General features: G+C 48.5%; 17 protein-coding genes. 4 read left to right on the plus strand and 13 right to left on the minus strand.

Annotation, left to right across the window (positions count from 1 at the left end; all coding sequences use genetic code 11):
• Nucleotides 1–2 precede the first annotated feature (2 nt).
• From accD to fabB, 6 genes are all read right to left on the minus strand, one after another.
• The gene (accD, locus tag AC3AP5_RS07890) at nucleotides 3–884 is read right to left on the minus strand and encodes an acetyl-CoA carboxylase, carboxyltransferase subunit beta (RefSeq protein ID WP_006955128.1); all 882 of its coding nucleotides are present in this window, start codon (nucleotides 882–884) and stop codon (nucleotides 3–5) included.
• Nucleotides 885–982: 98 nt separating this feature from the next.
• Entirely contained in the window at nucleotides 983–1,768 is a 786-nt protein-coding gene (gene truA, locus AC3AP5_RS07895; protein ID WP_272978107.1) for a tRNA pseudouridine(38-40) synthase TruA, read from the minus strand.
• A gap of 21 nt (nucleotides 1,769–1,789) precedes the next feature.
• Nucleotides 1,790–4,033 (minus strand): FimV/HubP family polar landmark protein, encoded by a 2,244-nt coding sequence (locus tag AC3AP5_RS07900; RefSeq protein WP_487326443.1) that lies wholly within the window; start codon nucleotides 4,031–4,033, stop codon nucleotides 1,790–1,792.
• A 78-nt stretch (nucleotides 4,034–4,111) separates the two neighbouring features.
• A complete protein-coding gene (locus tag AC3AP5_RS07905) occupies nucleotides 4,112–5,128 on the minus strand; it encodes an aspartate-semialdehyde dehydrogenase (RefSeq protein WP_006955131.1) in 1,017 nt (338 codons plus the stop codon).
• 15 nt (nucleotides 5,129–5,143) lie between these two features.
• Nucleotides 5,144–6,289, minus strand: a complete 1,146-nt coding sequence (locus tag AC3AP5_RS07910; protein ID WP_353851519.1) for a 4-phosphoerythronate dehydrogenase — start codon at nucleotides 6,287–6,289, stop codon at nucleotides 5,144–5,146.
• 24 nt (nucleotides 6,290–6,313) lie between these two features.
• Nucleotides 6,314–7,528, minus strand: coding sequence for a beta-ketoacyl-ACP synthase I (gene fabB / locus AC3AP5_RS07915; RefSeq protein ID WP_487326444.1), 1,215 nt, complete (start codon nucleotides 7,526–7,528; stop codon nucleotides 6,314–6,316).
• Nucleotides 7,529–7,738: 210 nt separating this feature from the next.
• On the opposite strand from fabB, the gene mnmC reads away from it, so the two are divergent.
• Complete coding sequence (gene mnmC / locus AC3AP5_RS07920) at nucleotides 7,739–9,556, plus strand: bifunctional tRNA (5-methylaminomethyl-2-thiouridine)(34)-methyltransferase MnmC2/FAD-dependent 5-carboxymethylaminomethyl-2-thiouridine(34) oxidoreductase MnmC1 (RefSeq protein ID WP_487326445.1); 1,818 nt, start codon at nucleotides 7,739–7,741, stop codon at nucleotides 9,554–9,556.
• Nucleotide 9,557: 1 nt separating this feature from the next.
• On the opposite strand, the gene AC3AP5_RS07925 is transcribed toward mnmC, so the two are convergent.
• Nucleotides 9,558–9,833, minus strand: coding sequence for a YfcL family protein (locus AC3AP5_RS07925; RefSeq protein ID WP_006955107.1), 276 nt, complete (start codon nucleotides 9,831–9,833; stop codon nucleotides 9,558–9,560).
• A gap of 88 nt (nucleotides 9,834–9,921) precedes the next feature.
• Between AC3AP5_RS07925 and fldB the strand changes: the two genes are divergently transcribed.
• Together fldB and AC3AP5_RS07935 are read left to right on the plus strand one after the other, a co-directional pair.
• Entirely contained in the window at nucleotides 9,922–10,446 is a 525-nt protein-coding gene (gene fldB, locus AC3AP5_RS07930; protein ID WP_207328202.1) for a flavodoxin FldB, read from the plus strand.
• Between the two features lie 19 nt (nucleotides 10,447–10,465).
• Nucleotides 10,466–12,868: a zinc-dependent metalloprotease gene (locus tag AC3AP5_RS07935; RefSeq protein ID WP_487326446.1), complete on the plus strand. Its 2,403-nt coding sequence runs from the start codon at nucleotides 10,466–10,468 to the stop codon at nucleotides 12,866–12,868.
• Nucleotides 12,869–12,934: 66 nt separating this feature from the next.
• Here the strand turns inward: AC3AP5_RS07935 and AC3AP5_RS07940 are convergent, their stop codons facing one another.
• From AC3AP5_RS07940 to AC3AP5_RS07950, 3 genes are all read right to left on the minus strand, one after another.
• The gene (locus AC3AP5_RS07940; RefSeq protein WP_006955104.1) at nucleotides 12,935–13,327 is read right to left on the minus strand and encodes an acyl-CoA thioesterase; all 393 of its coding nucleotides are present in this window, start codon (nucleotides 13,325–13,327) and stop codon (nucleotides 12,935–12,937) included.
• 50 nt (nucleotides 13,328–13,377) lie between these two features.
• A complete protein-coding gene (locus AC3AP5_RS07945; RefSeq protein ID WP_083773235.1) occupies nucleotides 13,378–15,624 on the minus strand; it encodes a S9 family peptidase in 2,247 nt (748 codons plus the stop codon).
• Between the two features lie 79 nt (nucleotides 15,625–15,703).
• Nucleotides 15,704–17,851 carry a TonB-dependent receptor gene (locus AC3AP5_RS07950; RefSeq protein WP_487326447.1) on the minus strand — a complete coding sequence of 716 codons (2,148 nt, stop codon included), beginning with the start codon at nucleotides 17,849–17,851 and terminating at the stop codon, nucleotides 15,704–15,706.
• Nucleotides 17,852–18,032: 181 nt separating this feature from the next.
• On the opposite strand from AC3AP5_RS07950, the gene AC3AP5_RS07955 reads away from it, so the two are divergent.
• Entirely contained in the window at nucleotides 18,033–19,685 is a 1,653-nt protein-coding gene (locus AC3AP5_RS07955) for a M28 family metallopeptidase (protein WP_487326448.1), read from the plus strand.
• Nucleotides 19,686–19,751: 66 nt separating this feature from the next.
• On the opposite strand, the gene olsF is transcribed toward AC3AP5_RS07955, so the two are convergent.
• The 3 genes from olsF to cysS all read right to left on the minus strand — a co-directional run bounded on the left by olsF (nucleotide 19,752) and on the right by cysS (nucleotide 24,526).
• On the minus strand, nucleotides 19,752–21,458 hold the full coding sequence (gene olsF, locus AC3AP5_RS07960; RefSeq protein WP_006955096.1) for a bifunctional ornithine lipid synthase OlsF: 1,707 nt from the start codon (nucleotides 21,456–21,458) through the stop codon (nucleotides 19,752–19,754).
• A 125-nt stretch (nucleotides 21,459–21,583) separates the two neighbouring features.
• The gene (locus tag AC3AP5_RS07965) at nucleotides 21,584–23,128 is read right to left on the minus strand and encodes a M17 family metallopeptidase (protein WP_272977286.1); all 1,545 of its coding nucleotides are present in this window, start codon (nucleotides 23,126–23,128) and stop codon (nucleotides 21,584–21,586) included.
• Nucleotides 23,129–23,143: 15 nt separating this feature from the next.
• Nucleotides 23,144–24,526, minus strand: a complete 1,383-nt coding sequence (gene cysS / locus AC3AP5_RS07970) for a cysteine--tRNA ligase (protein ID WP_487326449.1) — start codon at nucleotides 24,524–24,526, stop codon at nucleotides 23,144–23,146.
• Between the last annotated feature and the right edge of the window lie 6 nt (nucleotides 24,527–24,532).

Below are 24,532 nucleotides of genomic sequence, written 5' to 3' on the forward strand. Positions count from 1 at the left end.
CATCACAAGTCAGCGGCTTCCATTTCACTTTGTGCCGGGCTTTCTAGATTTTGGAATTTAGCTAACAGACGTGCCACAGTTGAGCGCATCTCGCGACGATCAACAATCATATCGATCGCGCCATGTTCTAGTAGAAACTCAGCACGCTGAAAACCTTCCGGTAAGGTTTGGCGTACCGTCTGTTCGATAACACGAGGCCCTGCAAAGCCTATCAATGCCTTAGGTTCAGCAATGTGGATGTCACCCAACATCGCCAAACTCGCACTCACACCACCCATCGTCGGATCGGTTAAAATCGAGATATAGGGCAGACCCGCTTCGCTCATCTTAGCCAACGCGGCAGAGGTTTTCGCCATTTGCATCAACGACATCAAAGCCTCTTGCATACGCGCTCCGCCAGATGCTGAGAAGCACACCAGTGGTAGGTTATGTTCTAAACAAAGCTCAGCTGCTTGTACGAACTTAGCGCCGACTACCGATGCCATCGAGCCACCCATAAAGTTAAAATCAAAGGCTACAGCGACCACGGGAACGCCTAATACCGTTCCACGCTGTGCAATCAAGGCATCTTTTTCGCCACTGCTTTTTTGAGCTGCGGCAATTCTATCTTTGTACTTCTTCGAGTCCTTAAACTTAAGGATATCTTTAGGTTCCAAATCCGCAGCAATTTCTGAGACGCCAGTCTCATCTAAAAAAATGCGTAATCGTTCGCGGCCTGTCAAACGCATGTGGTGCCCACATTTAGGACAAACATTTAAACTACGGTCTAAATCGTTACGATACAAAATGGCATCACACGCAGCACATTTGCTCCAAACGCCTTCTGGAACATTGCGACGTTTGTTGACTTTAGGTTTAGCAAGAATACGTTCAATCCAGCTCATAATGGTCCGCTTACTCAGCTTTAATAAAAAATTTTGATTAGATTACATGGTAGCACAAATGGGTCAAGCAAAGAGGTCGTAACAGTCGCGGTTTTTTATCACTCTGTAAACCAAAGCGGACCCGGTTCAGCTTTAGGTAGTTGCCAGTCTTTCGGGTAATCCACTTCGACTAAGTACAAACCGCCTGGCTTGGCGGTCGCCGCTGCTTTGGTGCGGTCTTTTCCTGCTAACAGCTCGCCGAGCCAACTGGGATCTTGCTGATGGCGACCGATAACAATGAGGCTACCAACAATATTACGCACCATATGATGCAAGAAAGCGTTGGCTTTGATATCGACAATAATAAAATCGCCACGGCGATGAACATTGAGGTGGGTTATCTCACGATGGGCAGAGTGCGATTGGCATTGCGCCGCGCGAAAAGCACTAAAATCATGTTCCCCTAATAAAGCCGGAGTCGCCGCCTGCATCGCATCAACATCGAGTGGGTGATGATAGTGACTGACGCCGTGACTATGAATACCCGGTCTTAGAGCGTGGTTAGCAATGATGTAACGATAGCGACGCGCAGTCGCACTAAACCGTGCGCTAAAACTATCATCAACCGGTTGTGCCCAGCGCACTGCGATATCAGGTGGTAGATGGCTATTAACCCCCAAGGTCCAGGCGGCTGCGCGTCGTGGCGTAGAGACATCAAAATGCACGACCTGGTTGGTTGCATGAACGCCCGCATCGGTTCTGCCGGCACACACGGTTTCTACCGCCTGATCGGCGACCTTACTTAAGGCGTTTTCCAGCCTTTGTTGAACTGAGTCCACTTCACGCTGGCGTTGCCAACCATAGTAAGCTCGACCATCATACTCAAGCCCTAGCGCAATTCGCATACAACTCCCTTACGAATTCAATTATTCCGACTGCAAACGTTGCAATAGTACGCGTGCTTCTTCGGCAACCTCATCCTCGCCTTCAGATAAAGTGACCAAAATGTCCTCGGCATCTTCCTTCTCATCCATATCGAGGTACGCACGAGCAAGATCAAGCTGACCGAGTCGCTCCTCATCCGCAGTATCCAACTCATCCTGCGGCGAACTCTCGCTTTCTTCGTCACCCAGCACACGACCGACGTTATCCGACGTATAGTTGTCGGTCTCCTCTTCGCTATCGGCCTGTTCCATCAACTCATCTATATCCACGTACTCGTCTACCGGGGACGACGTGTCAGCATCCCCCGCTTGGTCCGTTGATACGTGCTCTGTTTCCTTATCGGCTTCAGTATCACTGTCTTTTGTCAGCTCGGTCAGCGAACTTTCCACTTCAGCAGCTTCATTTAACAGGTCGTCCAACTGTTCATCAGACACTTCATCGGACGGCTCTTCTTCGTCGACTTCGTCAGTCTCTATTCCCAGTTGCGCCAGCGCATCATCCAACGGGTTATCATGCTCCCCATCATCAAACTCGGTATCTTCGGCGGAATCATCTGATGAAGGTGTCTGTTGCGCGTCCGCTTCTGACTCTTGATCCAGCGTTTCTTCTGCTTCTTGCTCTGGTTCTGCTTCTGGCTCTGGCTCTTGTTCCGGTTCGTCTTTCGATGCTTCAGCGGCCGCTTCTTCATCAAAAATATCATCACTGACTAATTCGTCATTGGAGTCTTCACTCTCCGCACTTGGCTGTTCAGCCGATTCGTTACTTTCCAGGTCTTCACCTGTAACGTCTGCATCCTCGCTCTCGTTTGCACCCTCATTTGCTTGCTCATCCAGATCTAAATCCAGTGCAGGCACTTCGTCATCTTCGGCTTCGCCAAATAGCTTGTCCAATTCATCTTGAGACAATTCAGAGGATTCATCGCTGTCTTCAGGCTCAGTCTTGTCATTATCCGGTTCCGCCACCAACGACTCATCATCTTCTTCGGGAAGTACATGTTGATCGATATCATCAGCATCACTACCTTCGCTACCACCGTTATTGTTAGGGAACAACGGGTCTTCTTCATCATCATCACCATCAAGCTGAATACTAAAATCATCATCTTGATCAACAGGCGAGTTTTCTAATTCGGCTTCTAGGTCACTTAAATCGTTACCCTCTTCTTCTTCATCATCAAGTGCCGTATTACCATCAAAGTCGAATAGGCCATCATCAGCGTGAGTTGAGGCGCCACCCATTAATTCACGGTCAAGTTGCTCAGCCGCTTGCTCTTCAGTAAGCTCTTGCTCTGACGCACCAGTCTGGCTCGACTCAGCGACCGTCTTATTGCGACGGAAGAAAAACCAATAAATTAATCCTAAAATGAGCAGTGCAGGTAAAATCGATAACAAAGCGATATTAAGCGGGCTTTGCAACCACGACAGTCCATCCGCACTTTGCTGTTGCTGCTGTTGATTAATGAGAGCTCTTTGTTGCTCTAATAGCTGATTGAACTGACCCTCTAGATCATCAGACTCTTTTAGCTGCTCGGATATAGTGGCGATCCGGTCGGCTAAATCATCGAGCCGCTTCTGAATTGACTCATTTTCCGCATAGACCTTTTTAACCGCGTTCATTGAATCATTGACTTGCGACTGTAACTCAGCAAAGTTCGACTGCTGACGTGATTCCACTTGTTGAATGGCTTCTTCGGCGCGCGCTTTGGCTTGCTCTAATAACTGCTGTTGCTCAGTGCGTGTTTGCTTTGCCTGCTGCTCAATTGCAGCGAGTTGCTGCTGTTTATCCTGTAAAGACTCATCGGCCAAGACCTGTCGCCGTGCAGCCTCTGGGTTAATCATCTTAATTTCTTGCAAGCTGGGTATACGCAAATAAAAACCATCAAGCATTCGGTTCATGTTGCCATCAACGAACGCGCGTGGGTTTGCTTGCACAATAGCCGCCATCGTTTGGTAGACCGTCACACTCGAGTGAGGCCGATAGCGTGATGCGATAGACCACAGCGTATCAGACGACTTAATCGGGCCATAACGCTCTTCGCCAGAACGCACATCGGATGCCTCGGCACCTTTCGGCCCCTTGATAATCGTTCCGTCCTGGTAAAACGCGTGGGCAAAAAGTGGAATGCATAAGAATACAGCCATCGCTACTGATGTAACGACACTCATTGTTAAGTGTTTTATCAACTGCTTAATCCCTTTATTGTGATTTGATTGGGAATCACTCATGTTCGTTCTCTTGCCCACGATTTCCTATAATATTTAACGGCTATAAACATAAAAACTTTATTTTAAGCCACTTCGTTATTACCAGTATTCTTTAATCAACAACTCCGCGATTTGGATCGAGTTAGTTGCAGCGCCCTTACGGATATTATCTGAAACAACCCACAAATTTAGACCTTGCGGATGACTAATATCTTCTCGAATACGCCCTACAAAAACATCATCCTTACCCGCGGCATCGCCAACCTGAGTCGGAAAATCTTGGCGGTCTTCGCACAACGTGACACCCGGCGCTTCACGTAACAAGTCTTTAGCGTACTCAGCGGTTATCGGTTGCCGTGTCTCGATATGGATGGCTTCAGCATGCCCAAAGAAAACAGGCACGCGAACCGCCGTTGGGTTCACTCGAATGCTCTGGTCGTTAAGTATTTTTTGTGTTTCCCACACCATTTTCATTTCTTCTTTGGTGTAGTCATTATCCTGAAAAACATCAATTTGCGGAATGCAGTTAAAAGCGATTTGACGGCTAAACTGGCTAACGGTTGGCTCCTTGGCGTTCAATAGCTCAGCCGTTTGCTTAGCCAACTCTTCCATCGCCTCTTTTCCCGCGCCTGAAACAGACTGATACGTAGCGACATTAATCCGTTCTATACCGACCGCATCATGCAATGGCTTTAACGCGACCATCATTTGAATGGTTGAGCAATTGGGGTTAGCAATAATGTTACGGTTTCTAAAGTCTGCTAGCGCCCAACCATTAACCTCAGGCACAACCAGAGGAATATCCGGTTGATAACGAAACTCGGAGGTATTATCTATAACCACACAACCGGCCTCAGCAGCCTTTGGAGCAAATACTTTTGAAATCTCACCGCCGGCAGAAAAAAATCCGATATCAGCTTCGCTCCAGTCGAAAGTCTCCGCATCAATGACTTCGACATCTTCCCCTTTAAAGCTTACCGTCGCACCTACCGAACGCGCGCTGGCTAACGGATACAATTGCGCAACGGGAAAGTCACGTTGCTGTAAAATCTCGATCATTTGCTGACCAACAAGCCCTGTCGCACCCAATACCGCGACACGAAAACCTTCTGCCATAATCACTCCTAAAGCCTAACAAACTTGGTATGCATTAAAACCAAGCTGTTTGAATCGAATAACCTGTGCTGCATTATGACATGCAATACTTTGATTGTTGAGTTGTCGACGAGGATTATCTTTACGATAATTCTTGCGTAGTTGATCAAAACCCGATGCTGTCAGCCCGTGGCTACGCATCATGCGATCATCTTCATCGATAGGGTACAGTGCCAAAACGAGTTTGGCTAAGTCAGGGAGTCGTTGAATACTGACGGCACCTAAAGTCCGCCAATTAACCTCGGGTAGAACATCGGCTAATTTGACCGGCAAAGGAATATCAAAGTGCTTGCATAATGCAGTAGCGACTTGATATGCGCCACCGACTTTGCCTTCTAAACTATGTCCAGCAATATGCGGCGTCGCAATGGCAAGGTAAGGTAAAATAGCCTTGTTAATCTCAGGCTCACCCTCAAATACATCAAACACCAATGTCGGGCATTCGCCTTGCTCGCACCGCGCAATGACCGCATGGTTATCGATCACGGCACCTCGACACGCATTAATGAGTAGTTGACCAGAGTGCAATGACTGGAGCGCTTCAATATCAATGAGATGATGCGTTGGGTACAACCCCTTACGCGTTAACGGCACGTGTAAACTAATAATGTCCGAAGTCAGCACCCGCTGCCAATGTGAATGAGCTCGGCTATCACCTTGTTCTGCGAGCGGCGGATCATAGTAATGCACGTTCATGCCCAACGCCGCTAAGCGTTGACCGGCAGCCGTGCCGGTATGGCCCGCTCCGACAATAGCGACGTCCAAATCCAATACCTCGCCGAGCCGGTGTTGCTGTTGCAGTACCTTAAGCACCGCCGTAAGCACATACTCACCGACTGAGTCTGCATTGCAACCCGGTGCATTGGCCCACTGAATCGCACGCGCATCAAGCGCATCAATAGCTAAATGTTCTTTACCGATGGTTGCCGTCGCAACAAATTTTAGTTGTGGCGCTTGCTTTAATAACGCCGCGTCGACTTGCGTAATTGACCGAACCAACAACGCGTCGGCCGTTTCGAGTAGCTCGGGAGGAGGCGTTCGACCAACATAACATGTGAGGTGACCTACGTTGCCTAACAACTCAGGCAACGCAGGAATATTTTGGTCGGCAACGATGTGAATACGTTTAGACCGATTCAAAATAACTTAGTCTTGATATTCGCGCAGTACCAATGATGCATTGGTGCCACCAAAACCAAAGCTGTTAGACATCACAGTGCGTAACTTAGCTTCCGTGGGTTCGCGCACGATGTTCATACCCTCAGCAGCCTCATCTAAGTTATCAATATTGATGCTCGGCGTCACAAAGCCATTTTTCATCATCAATAACGAGTAGATTGCCTCGTGTACACCTGCGGCCCCTAACGCGTGACCTGTCATTGCTTTAGTTGCGCTAATAAATGGCGTCTTCTCCGGGAACACCTCACGAATCGCCTCTAATTCCTTAACATCACCCACGGGCGTACTAGTACCGTGCGTGTTTAAGTAGTCGATTGGCGTGTCAACGGTTTCCATCGCCATCTTCATGCAGCGAATTGCGCCTTCACCCGACGGCGCTACCATATCGTAGCCATCAGATGTCGCACCATAGCCAACGATCTCGGCATAGATTGTTGCACCGCGAGCCTTCGCAGCCTCAAGTTCTTCAATGACCAAAATGCCGCCGCCACCTGCAGGGACAAAGCCATCACGATCGCGGTCATAGGTACGCGATGCTTTTTCTGGCGTATCATTGTATTTGGTGCTTAGAGCGCCCATCGCGTCAAATTCCATACCGAGCGTCCAGTGCAACTCTTCACCACCGCCAGCAAATACGCGATCTTGCTTGCCAAATTGAATTAGTTCCAATGCATGACCAATGCAGTGTGCCGATGTTGCACACGCAGAACTAATTGAGTAATTAATGCCTTTAATCTTAAATGGCGTTGCCAAACAAGCGGATGTGGTTGATGCCATGCATCGCGGAACCATGTAGGGCCCTACACGCTTAACACCACGCTCGCGAAGAATATCAGCAGCCGCCACTTGATGTTCACCTGACGCTCCGCCTGAACCCACTACGAGACCAGTACGCGGATTAGATACTTCATCTTCGCTTAAGCCAGCGTCTTCAATCGCTTGTTGCATCGCAATATACGCATAGGCCGCTGAGTCACCCATGAAGCGTAAGGCTTTACGATCAATATGGTCTTTGACGTCTAACCGAACCGGGCCCCAAACTTGGCAACGCAACCCCATTTCAGCAAAGGATTCAGAACGCTCTATGCCCGACTTACCGGTACGTAGCGATTCAAGGACTTCTTTTTGATTGGTTCCGATACTCGATACAATACCGAGTCCGGTAATCACAGCTCTTCTCATTACTTATTCCTGTATTGGCGATGGGCCGATAAATTAAAAATTTTCTTATGTTGTATGGTAACGAACAACGGGTCAACAGGTGGTCTGCTTTGTATAAAATTTTTTCTCTTTACCCTGCCTGTTGTCTTACCATCAAGTACAAAGTCATCAACTATTGTTTGCAAAGTTGTTATTATAGCGAGCATTGCGCAAGAATTCATGGTGTTCAGCATGTCAAATCATGCAAAAATCGATTTTAACGAGTCGGGCGTGCCCATCTCACAAACATTTGATGATATCTATTTCTCTATAGACAGCGGTATTGACGAAAGCCAATACGTTTTTCTTAAGCACAATGGTTTACCCGAACGTTGGGTCAGCTTGCCAGCTCAGTATGACTTTGTTGTGACAGAAACGGGCTTTGGGACAGGGCTAAACTTTTTGCTCACATGGCTCAACTATCGTCAACATGCTCGGTCCTGTACACGGTTACACTTTATCAGCGTTGAAAAGTACCCTCTTTCCAAGTCTCAGCTAGCACAAGCATTAGCCACACTACCCGCGGTCGCTGCTGTGGCCGAACCCTTACTCGAACAATATCCCGCAACAGAACCGGGTTGTCACCGTCTAGTTTTTGATCAAGGGCGGGTTGTGCTGGATTTGTGGATTGGCGATATTATCGAAACCCTAGCCGAGTGGCAGACAAGTCTGGCTCATCGAGTCGATGCTTGGTTTCTCGACGGCTTTGCGCCGGCAAAAAATCCAGCGATGTGGCAGTCGGCGCTATTCAACACCATGGCAAATTCGGCACATCGAGATACCACTTTTGCCACATTTACCGCAGCGGGCTTGGTTAAGCGCGGGCTTAATGAAGCCGGTTTCCAGGTCAATAAAGTCAAAGGCTTTGGTCGTAAACGCGAAATGTTATGCGGTCACTTCTCGGGTCAGATAGTAAAAAGTAGCCGCTGTCGTGCACCCGTGACCTTGGTCGGTGGGGGCATTGCCAGCGCTTGCTTAGCGCGCGCTTTACATCAACGGCAAATCCCCTGTCGTGTCATAAGTCAGGGCTTAGCCGACGGCGCATCGGGTAACCCGCAAGGCGCAGTTTATCCGCTGCTGCACGCTGAACTCACACCGTTAACTCGGTTCTATTTGCAAGCCAGCTCGACCGCAATCAGTTATTACACCCCTTGGCGTGATCGCTATTGGTTCGTTTCTGGTGTGATTCAACCGGCATTTAATGCCAGCCGCATCGATAGGATCGAGAAAATTACCGCATGCGATTATTCATCCGCGACGGTCACGGCGCTCGCCAGCGAGCAGAGTTCGACGCTTGCTCAACTCCCCATAGAGCAACCGAGTTTACACTATCCTAATGCTGGCTGGTTAAATCCATCAAAACTGGTTCGGGCCATGTTCAACGAGTCGGATCCCGACTGGATGACCGACACCGTTGAACGCATTTTTCCAAGTAACTTAGACAGCCCCACACTAGCCTGGACACTGGTCGGTACTCGCGCCCGTTACTCGGCAGCGCGCGTCGTGATCGCATGCGGCCACGCCTCAGCGACACTTTTTCAGTCCGAACTGAAGATGACGCCAGTAAAAGGTCAGATCTCGACTATTCGGGCGACCGCGGAAACAGAAGCATTGAACAAGGTGCTTTGCTACAAGGGTTACATGGTACCGGCACAAAATGGCGAGCACTGTATCGGTGCGACCTTTGAACGTGGCCAATCCGACCTGAATGCTTCCGTCGAGGCCGATACAGCGAACTGCGATTCGCTTGCGCGTTGCGCTCAGCAAACTTGGAGCCAACACCTTGAGGTCACAGGGCATCGTGTCAGTATAAGAGCCACGACACCCGATCACATGCCCGCAGCCGGTGCCCTAGACACGGGTCTTATGCTGTTGAGCGGACTTGGCTCACGCGGTTTAACCGCAGCACCCATCTTAGCAGAGCTGTTAGCCGAGCAACTCAGTGGCGGTGTGGTTCCGTTAACAAAAGACGCGCGATCGCGCTTGCAACCACAACGTCTGATTAAGTGAGTTAAACGCTACGAACCACGATGTCGAGCTGTTCAACTAAGTTATTCACATGCGTTTGGTCGGCCGGTGCAAGTTCATGCTTTGCCTGCTCGACCGCCGCTTTAAGGTTGGGAATGATCGCTTGGGCATCCGTTTCGTCGTTCATTTCCATGCGGGCAACGACTAGGTCAAAATGGCCACGGAGATAACCGCTCGCAAACAACTCATCATCGGAACCATCAACGTAAACCTGATCGAAGACACTTTCTAACTGCTCAATAACCGCATTAAACGACATCTAATCACCTTTTTTCATATTACTGAGACGTTATTTTAACGAGGTTTTTGCTACAATGCACCCATCGAAACTATCCAACGAGGTTGTTATGTCGTTGCAAATTGGCCTGTTTTATGGCTCAACTACCTGCTATACCGAAATTGCCGCTGAAAAAATTCAGCAAGCCATTGGCGAAGACATTGTCTCGATATTTGATATTAAAGACACGCCGCTAAAAGAAGCTGAACAGTTTGATATCCTCATTTTGGGTATATCGACATGGGACTTTGGCGAGCTTCAAGAAGACTGGGAAAGTCATTGGGACGATATTACGCCGCTCAACTTACAAGGCAAAATCGTTGCTCTTTATGGCATGGGCGACCAGCAAGGCTATACTGATTGGTTTCAGGATGCGCTCGGCATGTTGCACGACGCCATTGCCGATAAAGACTGTAAGCGCATCGGCTTTTGGCCGAACCAAGGTTACGAATTTGCTGCGTCTAAGGCGCTCACCGAGGATCAGCAGTACTTCGTCGGATTATCACTTGACGAGGACACTCAGTACGACTTATCTGAAGAGCGCATCGAGCAATGGACAACACAAATTCTCGAAGAAATAGCTGAACAACTATAACAACAAGAAGGAAGCCAACATGCGAAACTTAATTCGCGTTGTATGGATTAGTATTGCGTTGCTGCAAACCAGCCTTGTAATCGCAGCGCCTGAACCGATACCCCGTGTTGCTGAGTTCACACAATCAATGCAAAAAGCCGAGGGCTTTTTTGATTTCTATCATGATACCAATCGCGGTAAATACTATTTGTATGTGCCCAGCAACCAAGGTTCATTTATCTTCCAGACCAGTTTACCTTGGGGGCTCGGTTCAAATGATGTCGGCCTAGATAGAGGGCAGCTAGGACAAACACAACTTGCCCATTTTACCGTGCAAGGTCAACGGGTTTTGCTGGTTGCCGAAAATACGCAATATCGTGCCGACGATAAAAATCCAGCCGAACACGCCAGTGTCCAACAGGCATTCGCCGATAGCACACTGTTTGGCTTTAATGTGGTGGCCGCAAACGAGAGCGGTGTGCTCGTTGATTACACACCCTTTCTAATGACCGATGTTCATGGTGTGAGTGAGCGCTTGCAACAGACGGGGCAAGGCCAGTACAGCATCGATAATGACCGCTCAGTTGTTTATCCCGCTCGGACTAAAAGCTTCCCGGACAATACCGAGTTCGAGGCGACGGTGACATTCGTCGGCAAGGGCAAGGGACGCTACGTTAATGCCATTTTACCCAATGCTGATGCGCTCACTTTACATTTGCACCACTCGTTTATTCGTTTACCGGATGATAACTATCGTCCTCGTCAATTTTCGCCCAACAGTGGCTTTTGGGCGCAAACCTATTACGACTATTCAGCGCCCTTAGGTGAGCCCATTGTTCAGCGCGTTATCCCACGCCACCGTCTAGCCAAAAAAGATCCCATTGCTTCGAGCAGTGAGGCACAACAGCCCATCACATACTACCTTGACCCTGGGGCGCCAGAACCCGTTAAGTCTGCCTTACTTGAGGGCGCGTCATGGTGGGCGCAAGCATTTGCCGCGGCCGGCTATGAAAATGCGTTTCAAGTGAAAATGTTACCGGCCGACGCAGATCCTATGGATGTCCGTTATAATGTGATTCAGTGGGTCCACCGTGCGACCCGCGGTTGGTCTTATGGTTCATCGGTTATCGATCCGCGCACAGGTGAAATTATCAAAGGCCATGTAACGCTCGGTTCGTTACGTGTGCGTCAAGATATGAAAATCGCTGAAGGGCTAATAGGTCCTTTCAATAAAGAAAATAGCGAACAACTAAAAGAAAAAATCGAGCAAATGGCACTGGCACGTATTCGCCAATTAAGCGCCCACGAAGTCGGACACACACTCGGCATTGCCCATAATTTTGCCGCGAGCACTGAAAATCGCGCGTCTGTAATGGACTACCCTCACCCGCTTGTTACGCTGACAACCGAGGGCGTAATCAGTCTCAATGATGCTTATGATACAGGTATTGGCGAGTGGGATAAGCAAGTCATCGCCTATGGTTACAGCGATTTTGGTGGCATGCCCAGTGAGCGCGAGCAACTCGGCCGAATTCTCAAAGAGAATCAATCCTTGGGCTTAACGTTTATCTCTGACCGCGACGCTCGCCCTACTGGCGGCGCACATCCTACCGCTCATTTATGGGATAATGGCAGTGATACAGTCACTGAACTCGAGCGGCTCCTCAATGTACGTAAGCAAGTACTTGCTCAGTTTGGTCAACACCAACTCCCCGCGACTGCGGCGCTCAGCGACTTGCAAGAAGTATTTGTTCCTATTTACTTACTGCATCGCTACCAAACTGAAGCTGCGGCTAAATGGTTAGGGGGAGTCAATTATCGATACTATATCAATGACCATTCGCCTAACGATTTTACCGCGGTGAGTCCTGCATCACAGAAACGTGCTCTGAATCTGCTTATCGAGACGACACGTGCTGGCACAGTTCGCGTTCCGAAGCACATTCAGCAATTACTCGTTCCGCTCGCTTATGGCCACCAGGACAACCGTGAGCGCTTTGAGGGGCGCACAGGACTCATTCCAGATCCGGTAAGCATGGCTGCAAGTGCCTCTGGTTTTAGCTTGTCACTGATTTTAAATCCGGAACGACTTAACCGTCTGAGTCAACAACATGCTTTGAACTCTGACGTCCCATCACCTGTTGCGGTGGTCAATCAACTGTTCAGCACATTGATTAACGATTGGCAGTCACAACCCGAGGATCCTGTTAATCAACGTGTCTTAGTTACCGCAGCGAATGCGCTCGTGAACACCATGCAGGATGAAGTTGTCGCCCCCGAAGTTCGCCTTGCGTTACGCAAAGCGACCGTAAGGCTCACCAATAAGCTTAAAGGTCACAGTGTTGTTGAAGCGCTTGCTGAACAGCTCAACAATTACCTCACCGACGGAGAGTGGCCGACAGGTTATGCGCCCGCGGCACTGCCTCCTGGTTCGCCAATTTAATCACTAAACGGATGAACATAAAAAAACGGTGCATGAAAATGCGCCGTTTTTTTAACTCAGTCATTATTAACTATCGAAGTTAAATTCATCCAGCTCTTCTTTTGTTTTGCCGTGAGGCGTCGGTTGACGGGTCTCTGGATCGATGTGTACAAAGACAATATCATCAGCCGTACAAATATTTTGCTTAGTATGCTTATTACGAACCACACAAGTAATATTCAATGAAGTACGACCGGCTGACTTAACCTGTAAACCAAACTCAACCACATCGCCTTGAAACGCTGAGGTTTCGAAGGTAATAGCGCCAATGTGCTTGGTCACCAAACTCTTAGCACCAAGCTGGCAACTCGCAAAAATATAGGCTTCTTCATCGATCCACTCGAGGATACGACCACCGAATAGAGAACCTGCAAAATTGAGGTCATTGGGCATGACCAAACGGCGAGATAAAAAGCGCATAGCGACTCCTCAACAGTTTAAATTCGTTTCAGAGTCGCTAGTATAACCTATTATTGCTTCAACGTTTGTTGAAAAAAGTTGGCAATTAATTGGTAACGATGAATACGCGTATTCTTACCATTAAGCGAGTGCTTCTTACCCGGGTAATTCATCATTTGGAATGGCTGTGCATTATCCTGCAACTGCTTATAGAGCTTCGTACTGTGCGTAAATAACACGTTGTCATCGGCCATACCGTGATAAATCATCAAGTCACCGCTTAACCCGTCCGTATAAGGAAATACCGACGCTTTCTCATACGCATCACCCTGCTGTGGCATCCCCATATAACGCTCAGTATAATGCGTATCATACAAGCGCCAATCGGTTACCGGTGCACCAGAAACGCCGGCGGCAAAGTAGTCTGACGCCTTAAACATCGCCATTAACGTCATATAGCCACCATAGCTGTGACCGTGAATCCCGATACGTTCAGGATCGACATAATCGAGCGTGCGTAAGAACTCAACACCACGAATTTGATCAGCGATTTCAGGCGTCCCCATATTCTTATAGATCGGTGCCTCAAATGCCTTACCGCGATTGAACGAACCTCGGTTATCCACACTAAATACAACATAGCCTTGCTGAGCCATGTATTGAACTAAGTAATTACCCCAGCCTTTAGTGACGACTTGAGCGCCCGGCCCACCGTAAACATAGACCATGACAGGGTATTGCTTGCTAGAATCAAAATTAGCAGGCTTGGTCAGCTGGTAATAGAGTGTTTGCCCATCTTCAGCTTCCAACGTCCCAAACTCGGGATACAACCAATCACGCCAATACGGCTTTAACGGATGTTGGTCGTCGATTTTGTTTTCTTTTAGCCAAGTCAGACGCTTACCGGTCGGACCATTTAAACTGATCTGCGGCGGCTGTTTATAAGACTCAAAGGTATCCACATACGAGCTTCCGTCGGCCGCAAACTGTATATGGTGCATCCCCTCTTGCTCGGTAATGCGACTCGGTGTTGCAGGTGATGTGGTATTTAGCTGATTGCGATACAAGTGCAGCTCAAGCGGTGACTTCTCGCGTCCAGTAAAATAAAACACCCCGGTTTTTTCATCAATGGCTGCAAGTTCATCGACCTGCCAGTCCCCCGAGGTTAATTGACGAATCAACCCACCATCAACACGATACAGGTAAAGGTGCTTGTAACCGCTGCGCTCTGATGCCCAAATAAAATGCTTGTTGTCATCAAGAAAATAGAGATCGTCGTTTAGATTAACCCAGCTATCGCTCGTTTCAGTTAAAATCACATTGTCGGCCGTATCATTCACATCAACCATATGCAGGTCGAGTCGTTGCTGGTCACGACTTTGCCACTGATAACTGAAACGTTGACTGTCTTTGAGCCATTTAACACGTGCTAAGTAGCCGTCACCTAATTCGTCGAGTCCAAGCCATTTGATTCCAGATTCAAGATTATCCGCACCACTGAAATCAACATCCACCACACCTAAGTCAATATCAACATTCGGTGTACCAGCAAACGGGTAGCGCTGCTCGATCATATCAATGTGATCAGCATAAATCTCACTCCGTACCGCGATATCAACGGGAGACTCGTCGACCCGTGTTAAGGCAATTTTGCGTTCGTTCGGTGACCACCAATATCCGGTCATACGATCGATTTCTTCTTGCGCGACAAACTCTGCCATACCATATTTAATGGTGTCTTTGCCCGAGCGCGTGATTGCCTGTTCGGTACCCGTTTCCAAAGAGTAAACATACAGGTTTTGCTCACGGATATAAGAAACATAATGTCCTTGAGGCGACAACTTTGCGTCGGTTTCAAACGCTTCGGTATGGGTAATTTGGCGTGCCTTGCCAGTTTCAAGTGAATAGTAATAAACATCACCGGCTAACGGAAATAGCAACGCATCGGACTGTGCTGACCACTGATAACTCACAATGCCGGAGCCACTCAACCTTAAGCGTTCACGACGCGCCTTTTCCTCATCGGATAAGACTTCCTCACCGGCAAACACGTCATCCGCATTCACTAAACGCTGATGCTTTTCGGTGGCTAAATTGTAAGACCAAAGGTCATAATGACTGGCATCATCAGCGCGACCTTTTAAGTAGGTCAAACGTTGACCGTCGGGTGAAAAACGCAGCGCTCGCATCGAGTCGCCGGAAAGTGATGGGGAGCTAAAAATTCGCTCAATAGATAGTTCTTTGCTTTCAACTTGTGGTTGCATCACCACTGAGGCCAGAATCACACTGGCTGATAATAATGAAAAACGCAGCATCATGGGTTCCCTGTTTTTTTTAACAGCGAGAGAATACCAAAGATGCTGCGTAATGTTCAGTCGATGCGTTCAATAAACAATGTTAAAAGGTCACTGACACACCAATTTTAAAGTTACGCCCTGCCATCGGTGCATCATCTTTTAAGAACGAACTATGCACACGACCCAATTGGTTGGTCAGATTCTCGCCCTTCAAATAAACCGTCGCACCATATTGTGCTAGCCAGTTCGGATAAAAGCTCGCGTGTGCATTGAGTAGACCAAAACCATCCGTCTCTGTCTCATTAGCGGCAATTTTATCCTGCGTTAAATAACGCGTATAACCAATCGCGCCGTCCCAATGAGTCGCTTGATAACGCACTTCAGTACCTACACGTTGCGCGGGGATGCGTGGCAAATCGCCACCATCGCGCAATTCCGCACGCGTATAGTCACTGAAACCATGGACCGACCACGCATCCGTTAATCGATAATCGGCCTCTAACTCGTAGCCGTAGAGGTTGACATCGGCTTGAGAAAATTGCACCACCATCAAGCCATCGCCATCATGCGCATGATCATGGGCGGCTTCGCCCGCATGCTCATCATGGTGCTCATCGGTGTGAATCGCGGTCGAGTTAATGCCGGTAAAACGCTCGTAAATAAAGTCATCGACGCGATTGTAGAAAACGTTCGCTTGCACGTGAACGCGATCGGTTTCAAAGTGATAACCTACATCAATATTGTTGGACGTCTCGAGTTTGATGTCCGTGTTTTCTTGATGCAAATGGTATTCACCATTGCCTTCATCATGCAATTCGTAAAGCGTACCTAGTTCGTAGGTGCGTGTAGCGAAATGTTCACCGTTGGAGAATACCTCAGTCGCGCTAGGCGCACGCTCTGAATGAGAGAGATTCACTGAAAATGAGCTTGCATCATCAATATGATACATGTAGCCCGCCGATAATGAGGTGGCATTAAACGTATTAAGCGCCAGCTCAGTGCTACTCAGATCGGTCCGCTCTTGGCGAATACCCAAGTCGACATGATGATTGTCTATTTCACGCTCAACCACCCAGAAAATACCTTGGCTCCGACGCTTGGCATCTGGCGTAAAGGCTTCTTCACCACGCGCTGTTTTATCGGCAGAGTCCCACTGAAAACCAATAGCGCCACTCCAGCCTGCAATAGGCGCATGACGCGCGGTCAGTCGAACTTCTTTTTGCTGGTTTTTAAATTGAGTGCCTACAGTGTCGCCCTCAATTTCGCTATGTTGGTAATCAGTCAGCGCAGCGCGCATTTCAATTACCTCGAAACCGCTAAAGGGGTCACGGAGCTCACCGGCAATTTGCCAGCGTTTCTGTTCTAAGTCGGCAAAAGGTCCTGCAGCCTCAGCGTGCGCGGGCTCTTCTTCATGCCCAGCTTCGTCATGATGATGATGTTCATGGCCCGGAATTCCATATTCTTGATAAAGACCTTGATAAGAAATACCAAAATAGCCGTTATCGAACTGATAAGAAGCGCCTACAGTACCGCCTTTCGAATCAACAAAGCTATTTTCGACGTGGTCTAATACTTCGCCTTCATCATTGATAAAGTCAGGTGTATCGTAGTTATCCGACAAACGGCGATGCGCATCGACATAAAGCGCCCAGTCGCCATTACCCACCGTCATATCATATGAACCACCACGGCCGTTGTTTACACTGTCGTAGTTCACATTAACACTGCCCTCAAGGCCATAGACGGGTGCCGAGGGGATACGTTCGTCGACTACATTCACCACGCCACCAATAGCACCACTACCGTAGAGTAAAGTCGCAGGCCCCCGTAAGACCTCAATTTGTTCCGCGGTGCTGGTTTCGGTCGTTACTGCATGATCGGGGCTACCTCGAGATACATCCCCGGTATCTAAACCATTCTGTGTCACTTTCACTCGCGGTCCACCGAGACCCCGAATAATTGGACTACCAGCGACGGTGGCAAAATGCGTGTTATTAATACCAGGCTCTAGTGCGAGCGTTTCACCCAGACTATGTGCTTGTTTGAGTTTTAATTCGTCACCAGAAATAATATTCACAGGTTGAGCGCTTTCAAGCGGTGTCTTATTCAACGGACTCGCTTGGATCACGAGAGTTTCGTCCACCTTATTTGAGCGACTATCTTCTTTCGATTGCTGTTGTGCTTGAGCGAGGGCGCTGGCTGGCAAAGCAGCTAACACAGCAAGGGTGATTGCATTTAACGACTTCATAAATATACCTACTCTTATTGTTACTCAAGGAGAGCTCTAACCGGTTAATGTTATAATATAACATTACATGCCTGGTTTACGTTTTGCAACACTCTTGTTTGTTGACGTGGTAGTGATTCTGTATAACGTGGGGTACACTGTGGCTGATGTAACAACGAAGACAACTATGGGAACCTAACTGATGAAAGTAACACGCTTGCTCATCCCCACGCTGTTAGCTGCGTCGCTAGCGGCATGTGGTGGTCAGGATACAACCACTTCTCAAGCACCTGAAGTCAGTGCGCAAAAACAAAACATCAAAGCGCACCTTGAGTTCTTGGCAAGTGACGACCTACGCGGTCGCGAAACAGGAAGTCGTGGTCATGAAATCGCGGCAAAATACATCGCTTCTGAGTTTAAGCAAATGGGCTTACAACCAGCCGGCGACGACGGAACCTATTTCCAACGTATTCCGTTTAGAATTAGTACCTTGGTACCTAACAGTGCGAAAATGTCATACTCAGTTGATGGCGAAACCACTGAGTTCACTTTTGGTAAACAATTTATCACAGGTCCAAGTCACTATAGTCAACGTAGCGAAGTCACTGCACCCTTGGTCTTCGTTGGCTATGGCATGGAAGCGCCTGAATTTGGCTTAGACGATTATGCGGGCCTTGATGTTGAAGGCAAAATCGTGGTTATGCTAACAGGTCGTCCAGCTGATCTACCAAGTGAAGAAGGCGCTCACTTAGCTAACATTAAAGGCGATATCGCGCGTGAAAAAGGGGCTGTAGGTATTATCACCTTGCACACGCCAGAGCGCGAAAAAGTACGCAAGTTTGAAACCAGTGTCTACTACACTAAAACCCCTCGTATGACGTGGATTGGTCCAAACGGTCTGCCACAAGGTGAAGAACAGCAATTAATGGGTTCTGCCTACGTCAATATCGATGCCGCAAAAGCGATGTTTGAAGGTGCTGAGAAACCGCTGGAAGATATCTTTAAGCAGATCGAAGAAGATCCAAACGCTTCACCAAAAGGTTTTGCGCTTAACGGCTCAGTTTCTTTGGCGAAAGAATCTAACCACGAAGAAACCACCAGCCCTAACGTGGCAGCTGTCTTACCGGGGACCGATCCGAAGCTGAAAGACGAGTATGTGGTATACACCGCACACGCTGACCATATCGGCGTTGTTAAAGACTTGAGTAGCGATGACACCATCAATAACGGTTTGATGGATAACGCATCGGGTGTCTCCGTCATGCTAGAAACAGCACGTATGTTTGTTGACTCAGGTTTAGACAACAAACGTTCTATCATGTTCTTGGCAGTAACGGCAGAAGAAAAAGGCCTATTGGGTGCTGATTACTTCGCTAATAACCCAACAGTTCCCCTTAATAGCATCGTCGCTAACGTGAACCTAGATATGCCGGTACTGCTGTATGATTTTGCAGACGTCATTGCGTTTGGTGCATCACACTCAACGTTAGGTGAGACGATTTCAAAAGCAGCGGCTAAGTTCAATATTGAGCAAAGCCCTGATCCAATGCCAGAGCAGGCGATCTTTACTCGTTCAGATCACTACACGCTGGTTAAGAAAGGTATCCCTGCGGTATTCTTAATGACCGGATTTACGTCACGCACCGAAGGTGAAGATGGTGGCGAAGTGTGGGGTAAATTCTTCGCTGAAAACTATCACCGTCCAAGTGATGACCTTCACAATTTAGAAGTGAACTACGAATCAGCAACGCGCTTTACTGATATTAACTACGAAATCGGTAAAGAAATCGCTAACGATCCGCAGCGTCCACATTGGTTAAAAGACTCTTACTTCGGTAAGCAGTTTAAAGACTAAAATAGTCGCCTAAATGAAAAGGCCTCGCTAATGCGAGGCCTTTTTTTGTGTCTAATAATCGACGAGTTATGCGCCCACGCCCAAATAGCGTTTACGTTTGCGCGCTTTTAAACGGTGGATGTCCACTAACACCAAACCGTCGATTGAGTCACTAAAATCAGGGTCCACACCAAACTCTAAGAACTGCACACCGCCAGGCTCGCATAAGTCAGAATACTGCTTATACAACGTCGGTACACTCGCCCCCAAGCTACCCAAATACGACTTTAATGCTTTAAAGTCATCATCATAATGATCACCTTTGAGCTCAAAGCCCGGATGTTCGGTCACCCGAAACGCATGATTAGCAATGGCCAAGCGCTGCTGAGCCGGGAAATAATGACGGTAAAACGCCACCAATGCCTGCTTAGCCGGCTCGGGCAAGGTATTGCTAATACTGACCGAACCAAATAGATAACGGTACTCAGGGTGCTGGTTCAGTAGTGCTCCGATCCCCATCCAAAGATACTCCAGGCTCCGTTTCCCCCAATAGCGCGGCTGCACAAACGAACGGCCCAACTCTAATCCCTCAGCAAAAATATCATCCATGCCCCGTTCAAATTGGTAAAAATGACGGCTATAAAGTCCCTTGGGACCCACTTTCTGAATGATTTTTGCACACTCACCGAGTCTGTAAGCACCAGCAATTTCCAGGTCTTCTGGGTCCCAAACAATAAGGTGCATATAGTATAAGTCATGGTCATCCAAATCGCGGCGCTGCCATGTACCCTCTCCTACCGCACGAAACGCCACTTCTCGCAAACGCCCAATTTCGCGCAATAATGGTGAACTGCCATCAAAGCGGTAGCAATAAATCGCTTTACCACAAGGCGTGTTGCCTAAATGTTCACATGCCTCTATCGCTTGCTTGAGCGCTTGTCTAGGCTCAGGCCGCGCAATCGGTGTCAAGGTCGGCAAGATAGTCGGTTTAGCCGTACCCACACGATACAAGTGCTTCTTAAACAGCTTCACTTGCTGTTTCATGGCAAGGTGTTGATGTTGCGTAATAGTCTTATGAGGAATCAACTGACCAATACGACAACTGACCTGTTTGGTTTGCTGGCGAAACATCTCCTTCACCAACAATAGCGTCGCTAACGGCTTGTACACCATTGATGCCGTATAAAATAGTGCCGAGTTGTGTGCTTCCAGGCGGATCGGCAATATATCTGACTGTGTGGCTTTAGCTAACTTTAAAAACCCCGCTTGCCACTGTGTATCGCGCACGCCTTGAGGGCGCAATCGAGACACCTCACCCGAAGGAAAAACAATCACCACACCCTCGTCATGTAGGTGCTGATGAATGGCTTTAACATCGTCTCGGCTCGTACGCCCGTTAAACACCCGCACCGGTAACAACATACTCTGCAGTGGCGGCAGTTTCATCAGCAAGTCATTGGCAACGATTTTCACGTCACTACGCACTTCACTGACCATTTTTAATAAGGCGAGACCATCGAGCGAGCCAATCGGATGGTTGGCAATGATCACCACCCGTCCCGTGGTCGGAATATTATCGAGCTCTGCACTACGGTAAGAGTAAGTAAAGTTGAAGTAGTCGAGCACTTGCTCGACAAAATCGATGCCTTGCAGGTTGGGATAACGCTGACTGAAATCTTTGATATCGCTTTCGTGGAGTAAATTTTTAAGTAGCCAGGTGGTCGGCTTGTAGAGCCAAGGTTTGTTTTCTAGCTTGGGAAGTCGTTCTTTGACAACTTGTTCAACGTTTAACATTACAGGTGCCTCCATGTGCAACATGGTTAGAGGCTAACGTTGAATTGTGACGAATTGATGAATTAATGGACACAAAAAAGGTGGACCGTAGTCCACCTTAAAACGAGTCTATGAGGGCTACGTCACTAACGCTTCAAGTAATGCGCAGATAAGCAGGTCACAGGCGCGGCGGTAGGCTTACCATGCTGCCAGTCGCCTCCCTCAACACCGCTACCAGCGATATCAACATGCACATAGCTGAGCGGTTTATCGCTATCGATACCGTGTGCATCCAATCCCGACACACCGACTAAGAACGCCATTGGGAACTGGTGTCCGCGTGCAGTGGTCGCCGAAGGCCCATTGTTAGACGATAAAAGGTCATCGCACAGGGTGTGTCCCTTCACAAAATCAAAGTCTTCACGACGTGACCATGAAATCTCTGCTGGATCGCCGTAGACTTCGCCCACATCAAACAGTTGCTGCGCAAGTTGACCACGGCGCGCAGGACCATTCGGTACTAACGCTGTGTATGGCCCTTTTGCTAACGCAGCGTGGCCCGTTAACGTCGCTACAGTGTATAGCTCACTTGGTAAATCACTTGCCGCCGCTTCCTCACGCAAGTGCGAGAGTAAATCGGCCATCACTAGGCGCCCTTCGGCATCGGTGTTACCAATACGTACTCGTTTGCCGCTATGCCCAGTAATGATTTCGTCGGCAACAAAAGCATCTGAGCCGATGCTGTTACGGACCGCCCCAATTTCAGCGATCACATGTAAGTTAGCCGGTTCAAGTTCAGCGACGGTTTTCACAAACCCAGCGACTGCAGCCGCACCACCTTTATCACGACTCATGCCCGCCATGTGTCCACCGACTTTAAGGTCGGCGCCACCGGTATCGTAAACAATCCCTTTACCCGCGAACATCACTTGACGCTCTGGCTGGCTGCCTTTGTATTCTAAACGGATAACACACGGACGATGACGTTCAACACTCACCGATGCGCGTCCTACAGCGGCTGCAAGTGGATACTCGTGTTCGAGCTGCTGAAAATCATCGATTACAGTCACTTTAACCGCCGTGTGCGCAAACGCATTGCGGCAGTACTCGGCAAAACGCGGTGGAGCCATGCGCTCGGGTTCAGTACCAGCTAAGTCACGAGCCACACGCTTGCCCGCTTCAATCGCCATTGCCCACTCGGCATCTAATGCGCCCACTAAAGTCACATCACGAGTTGGCTCGATTTCATCCTCACCATGATACTCACGCGCTTCGAGCGGTTGATAAAGCGCTTGGCAGAAGCCTAAATAAGCGGCGAGAAAAGCCTGCTGATAACGTTCGTCTTCAACGTTAACGCCGTTAAGCAAAATGACCGGATGACGTGCGCCTGCATCTTGCGCGATTTTTGCAGCTTTATGCGCTGCATCAAAGACTTGACGAACATCGTCATAGTCACGGTTTAAAGGTCCTGTTGGTGCAACTACCATGCGGTTGCCAGGCACATCATTTGCACTGATAAGCAGTGCCTCTTTGCCCACGCGTTGGTCTGTGCCCTGAGCAGCACGAATCGTTTCGCTCAACTGCGTGTTTTCAATATGTGCAAAATGACCGATAACAATCAGTGCATCGGTCTGTTCGTTATCAATGGCTTGCTGAAGTTCATCAACACAATGCAAGGTTGCAAATGCCATAATTTCCTCTCTTTTTTATGAACGTCGCCACTGCGTGCCGTTTGCACCATCTTCAAGCACAATCCCCATCTCAGTAAGACGGTCACGGGCTTCATCGGCAGCGGCCCAATCTTTCTCGGCTCTTGCTTTATTACGCTGGGCAATCAATGCCTCGATCAACGCAACTTCATCATCAGCGCCACCTTGCAGGAAACTCTCCGGTGACTGCTGTAAAAGTCCCAATACATCAGCAAGCTCAACCAGTACATGAGCAAGCTGTGCAGCACGCACAACATCATTATCACGCGCCTTGTTAATTTCACGCACCAATTCAAATAGCACACTCATGGCTTCGGGCGCGTTGAAATCATCATTCATCGCATCGGTAAACTGATTCCAGTAAGGTAAACGCAGATTTTCGTCGGGCTGCTCTGGTGTAAGCCCGCGCAACGCAGTGTAGAGTCGTTCAAGTGCCGCATGCGCCTGCTCTAGGTTATCTTGCGTGTAGTTCAGTTGCGAGCGATAGTGGCTGGATAGCAAGAAGTAGCGCACAGTTTCAGCATCGTACGCGTTTAATACGTCACGTATGGTAAAGAAGTTGCCCAATGACTTCGACATCTTCACGTCATCCACCTGCACCATACCACTATGCATCCAATAATTTACATAGTTGGTTTGATTCGCACAGCAGCTTTGGGCGATTTCATTTTCATGGTGTGGAAACGTTAAATCCGACCCACCACCGTGAATATCAAAGGTTTCACCTAAGTGTGCCTTATTCATCGCTGAGCATTCAATGTGCCAACCTGGACGTCCCTCACCCCAAGGTGAATCCCAGCTCGGCTCGCCCGCCTTCGCCTTTTTCCATAACACAAAGTCCAGCGGGTCTAGTTTGCTGGCTTCCACGTCAACACGCGCGCCTGCCTGCAACTGTTCCAAGTTTTGGCGGCTTAAACGACCGTAATCGTCAAAGGTCGATACATCAAACAGCACATCGCCATTGTCTGCTTGATACGCGTAGCCTTGAGTTACCAGCGATTCAATCATACGAATAATGTCATCCATATGCTGTGTAACGCGTGGCTCAACATCGGGCTCCAGCAAGTTTAAGGCAGCAAAATCACGATGCATCTCATCAATATAACGTTGGGTCAATGCATCAAAAGGCTCACCGTTTTCAGCTGCTCGCTTAATAATTTTGTCATCCAAATCGGTAATATTGCGAACATAAGTCACGTCGTAACCAATTTTTCTTAAATAACGGACCACCACGTCAAATGCTACATAGGTGCGTGCATGACCAATATGACACAAATCGTATGTGGTCACGCCACACACGTACATACCCACACGGCCTGCTTCTCTTGGTGTAAAGGTTTCTTTCTCGCGGGTCAGGGTATTAAACAGTGTCAGTGCCATAGTATC

The organism is Idiomarina sp. D18 (assembly GCF_057748155.1).

Excerpts from the sequence above, each read along its gene's own strand:
- accD (WP_006955128.1), bottom strand. The coding sequence starts at position 884 with ATGAGCTGGATTGAACGTATTCTTGCTAAACCTAAAGTCAACAAACGT.
- truA (WP_272978107.1), bottom strand. The coding sequence starts at position 1,768 with ATGCGAATTGCGCTAGGGCTTGAGTATGATGGTCGAGCTTACTATGGT.
- AC3AP5_RS07900 (WP_487326443.1), bottom strand. The coding sequence starts at position 4,033 with ATGAGTGATTCCCAATCAAATCACAATAAAGGGATTAAGCAGTTGATA.
- AC3AP5_RS07905 (WP_006955131.1), bottom strand. The coding sequence starts at position 5,128 with ATGGCAGAAGGTTTTCGTGTCGCGGTATTGGGTGCGACAGGGCTTGTT.
- fabB (WP_487326444.1), bottom strand. The coding sequence starts at position 7,528 with ATGAGAAGAGCTGTGATTACCGGACTCGGTATTGTATCGAGTATCGGA.
- mnmC (WP_487326445.1), top strand. The coding sequence starts at position 7,739 with ATGTCAAATCATGCAAAAATCGATTTTAACGAGTCGGGCGTGCCCATC.
- AC3AP5_RS07925 (WP_006955107.1), bottom strand. The coding sequence starts at position 9,833 with ATGTCGTTTAATGCGGTTATTGAGCAGTTAGAAAGTGTCTTCGATCAG.
- fldB (WP_207328202.1), top strand. The coding sequence starts at position 9,922 with ATGTCGTTGCAAATTGGCCTGTTTTATGGCTCAACTACCTGCTATACC.
- AC3AP5_RS07935 (WP_487326446.1), top strand. The coding sequence starts at position 10,466 with ATGCGAAACTTAATTCGCGTTGTATGGATTAGTATTGCGTTGCTGCAA.
- AC3AP5_RS07940 (WP_006955104.1), bottom strand. The coding sequence starts at position 13,327 with ATGCGCTTTTTATCTCGCCGTTTGGTCATGCCCAATGACCTCAATTTT.
- AC3AP5_RS07945 (WP_083773235.1), bottom strand. The coding sequence starts at position 15,624 with ATGATGCTGCGTTTTTCATTATTATCAGCCAGTGTGATTCTGGCCTCA.
- AC3AP5_RS07950 (WP_487326447.1), bottom strand. The coding sequence starts at position 17,851 with ATGAAGTCGTTAAATGCAATCACCCTTGCTGTGTTAGCTGCTTTGCCA.
- AC3AP5_RS07955 (WP_487326448.1), top strand. The coding sequence starts at position 18,033 with ATGAAAGTAACACGCTTGCTCATCCCCACGCTGTTAGCTGCGTCGCTA.
- olsF (WP_006955096.1), bottom strand. The coding sequence starts at position 21,458 with ATGTTAAACGTTGAACAAGTTGTCAAAGAACGACTTCCCAAGCTAGAA.
- AC3AP5_RS07965 (WP_272977286.1), bottom strand. The coding sequence starts at position 23,128 with ATGGCATTTGCAACCTTGCATTGTGTTGATGAACTTCAGCAAGCCATT.
- cysS (WP_487326449.1), bottom strand. The coding sequence starts at position 24,526 with ATGGCACTGACACTGTTTAATACCCTGACCCGCGAGAAAGAAACCTTT.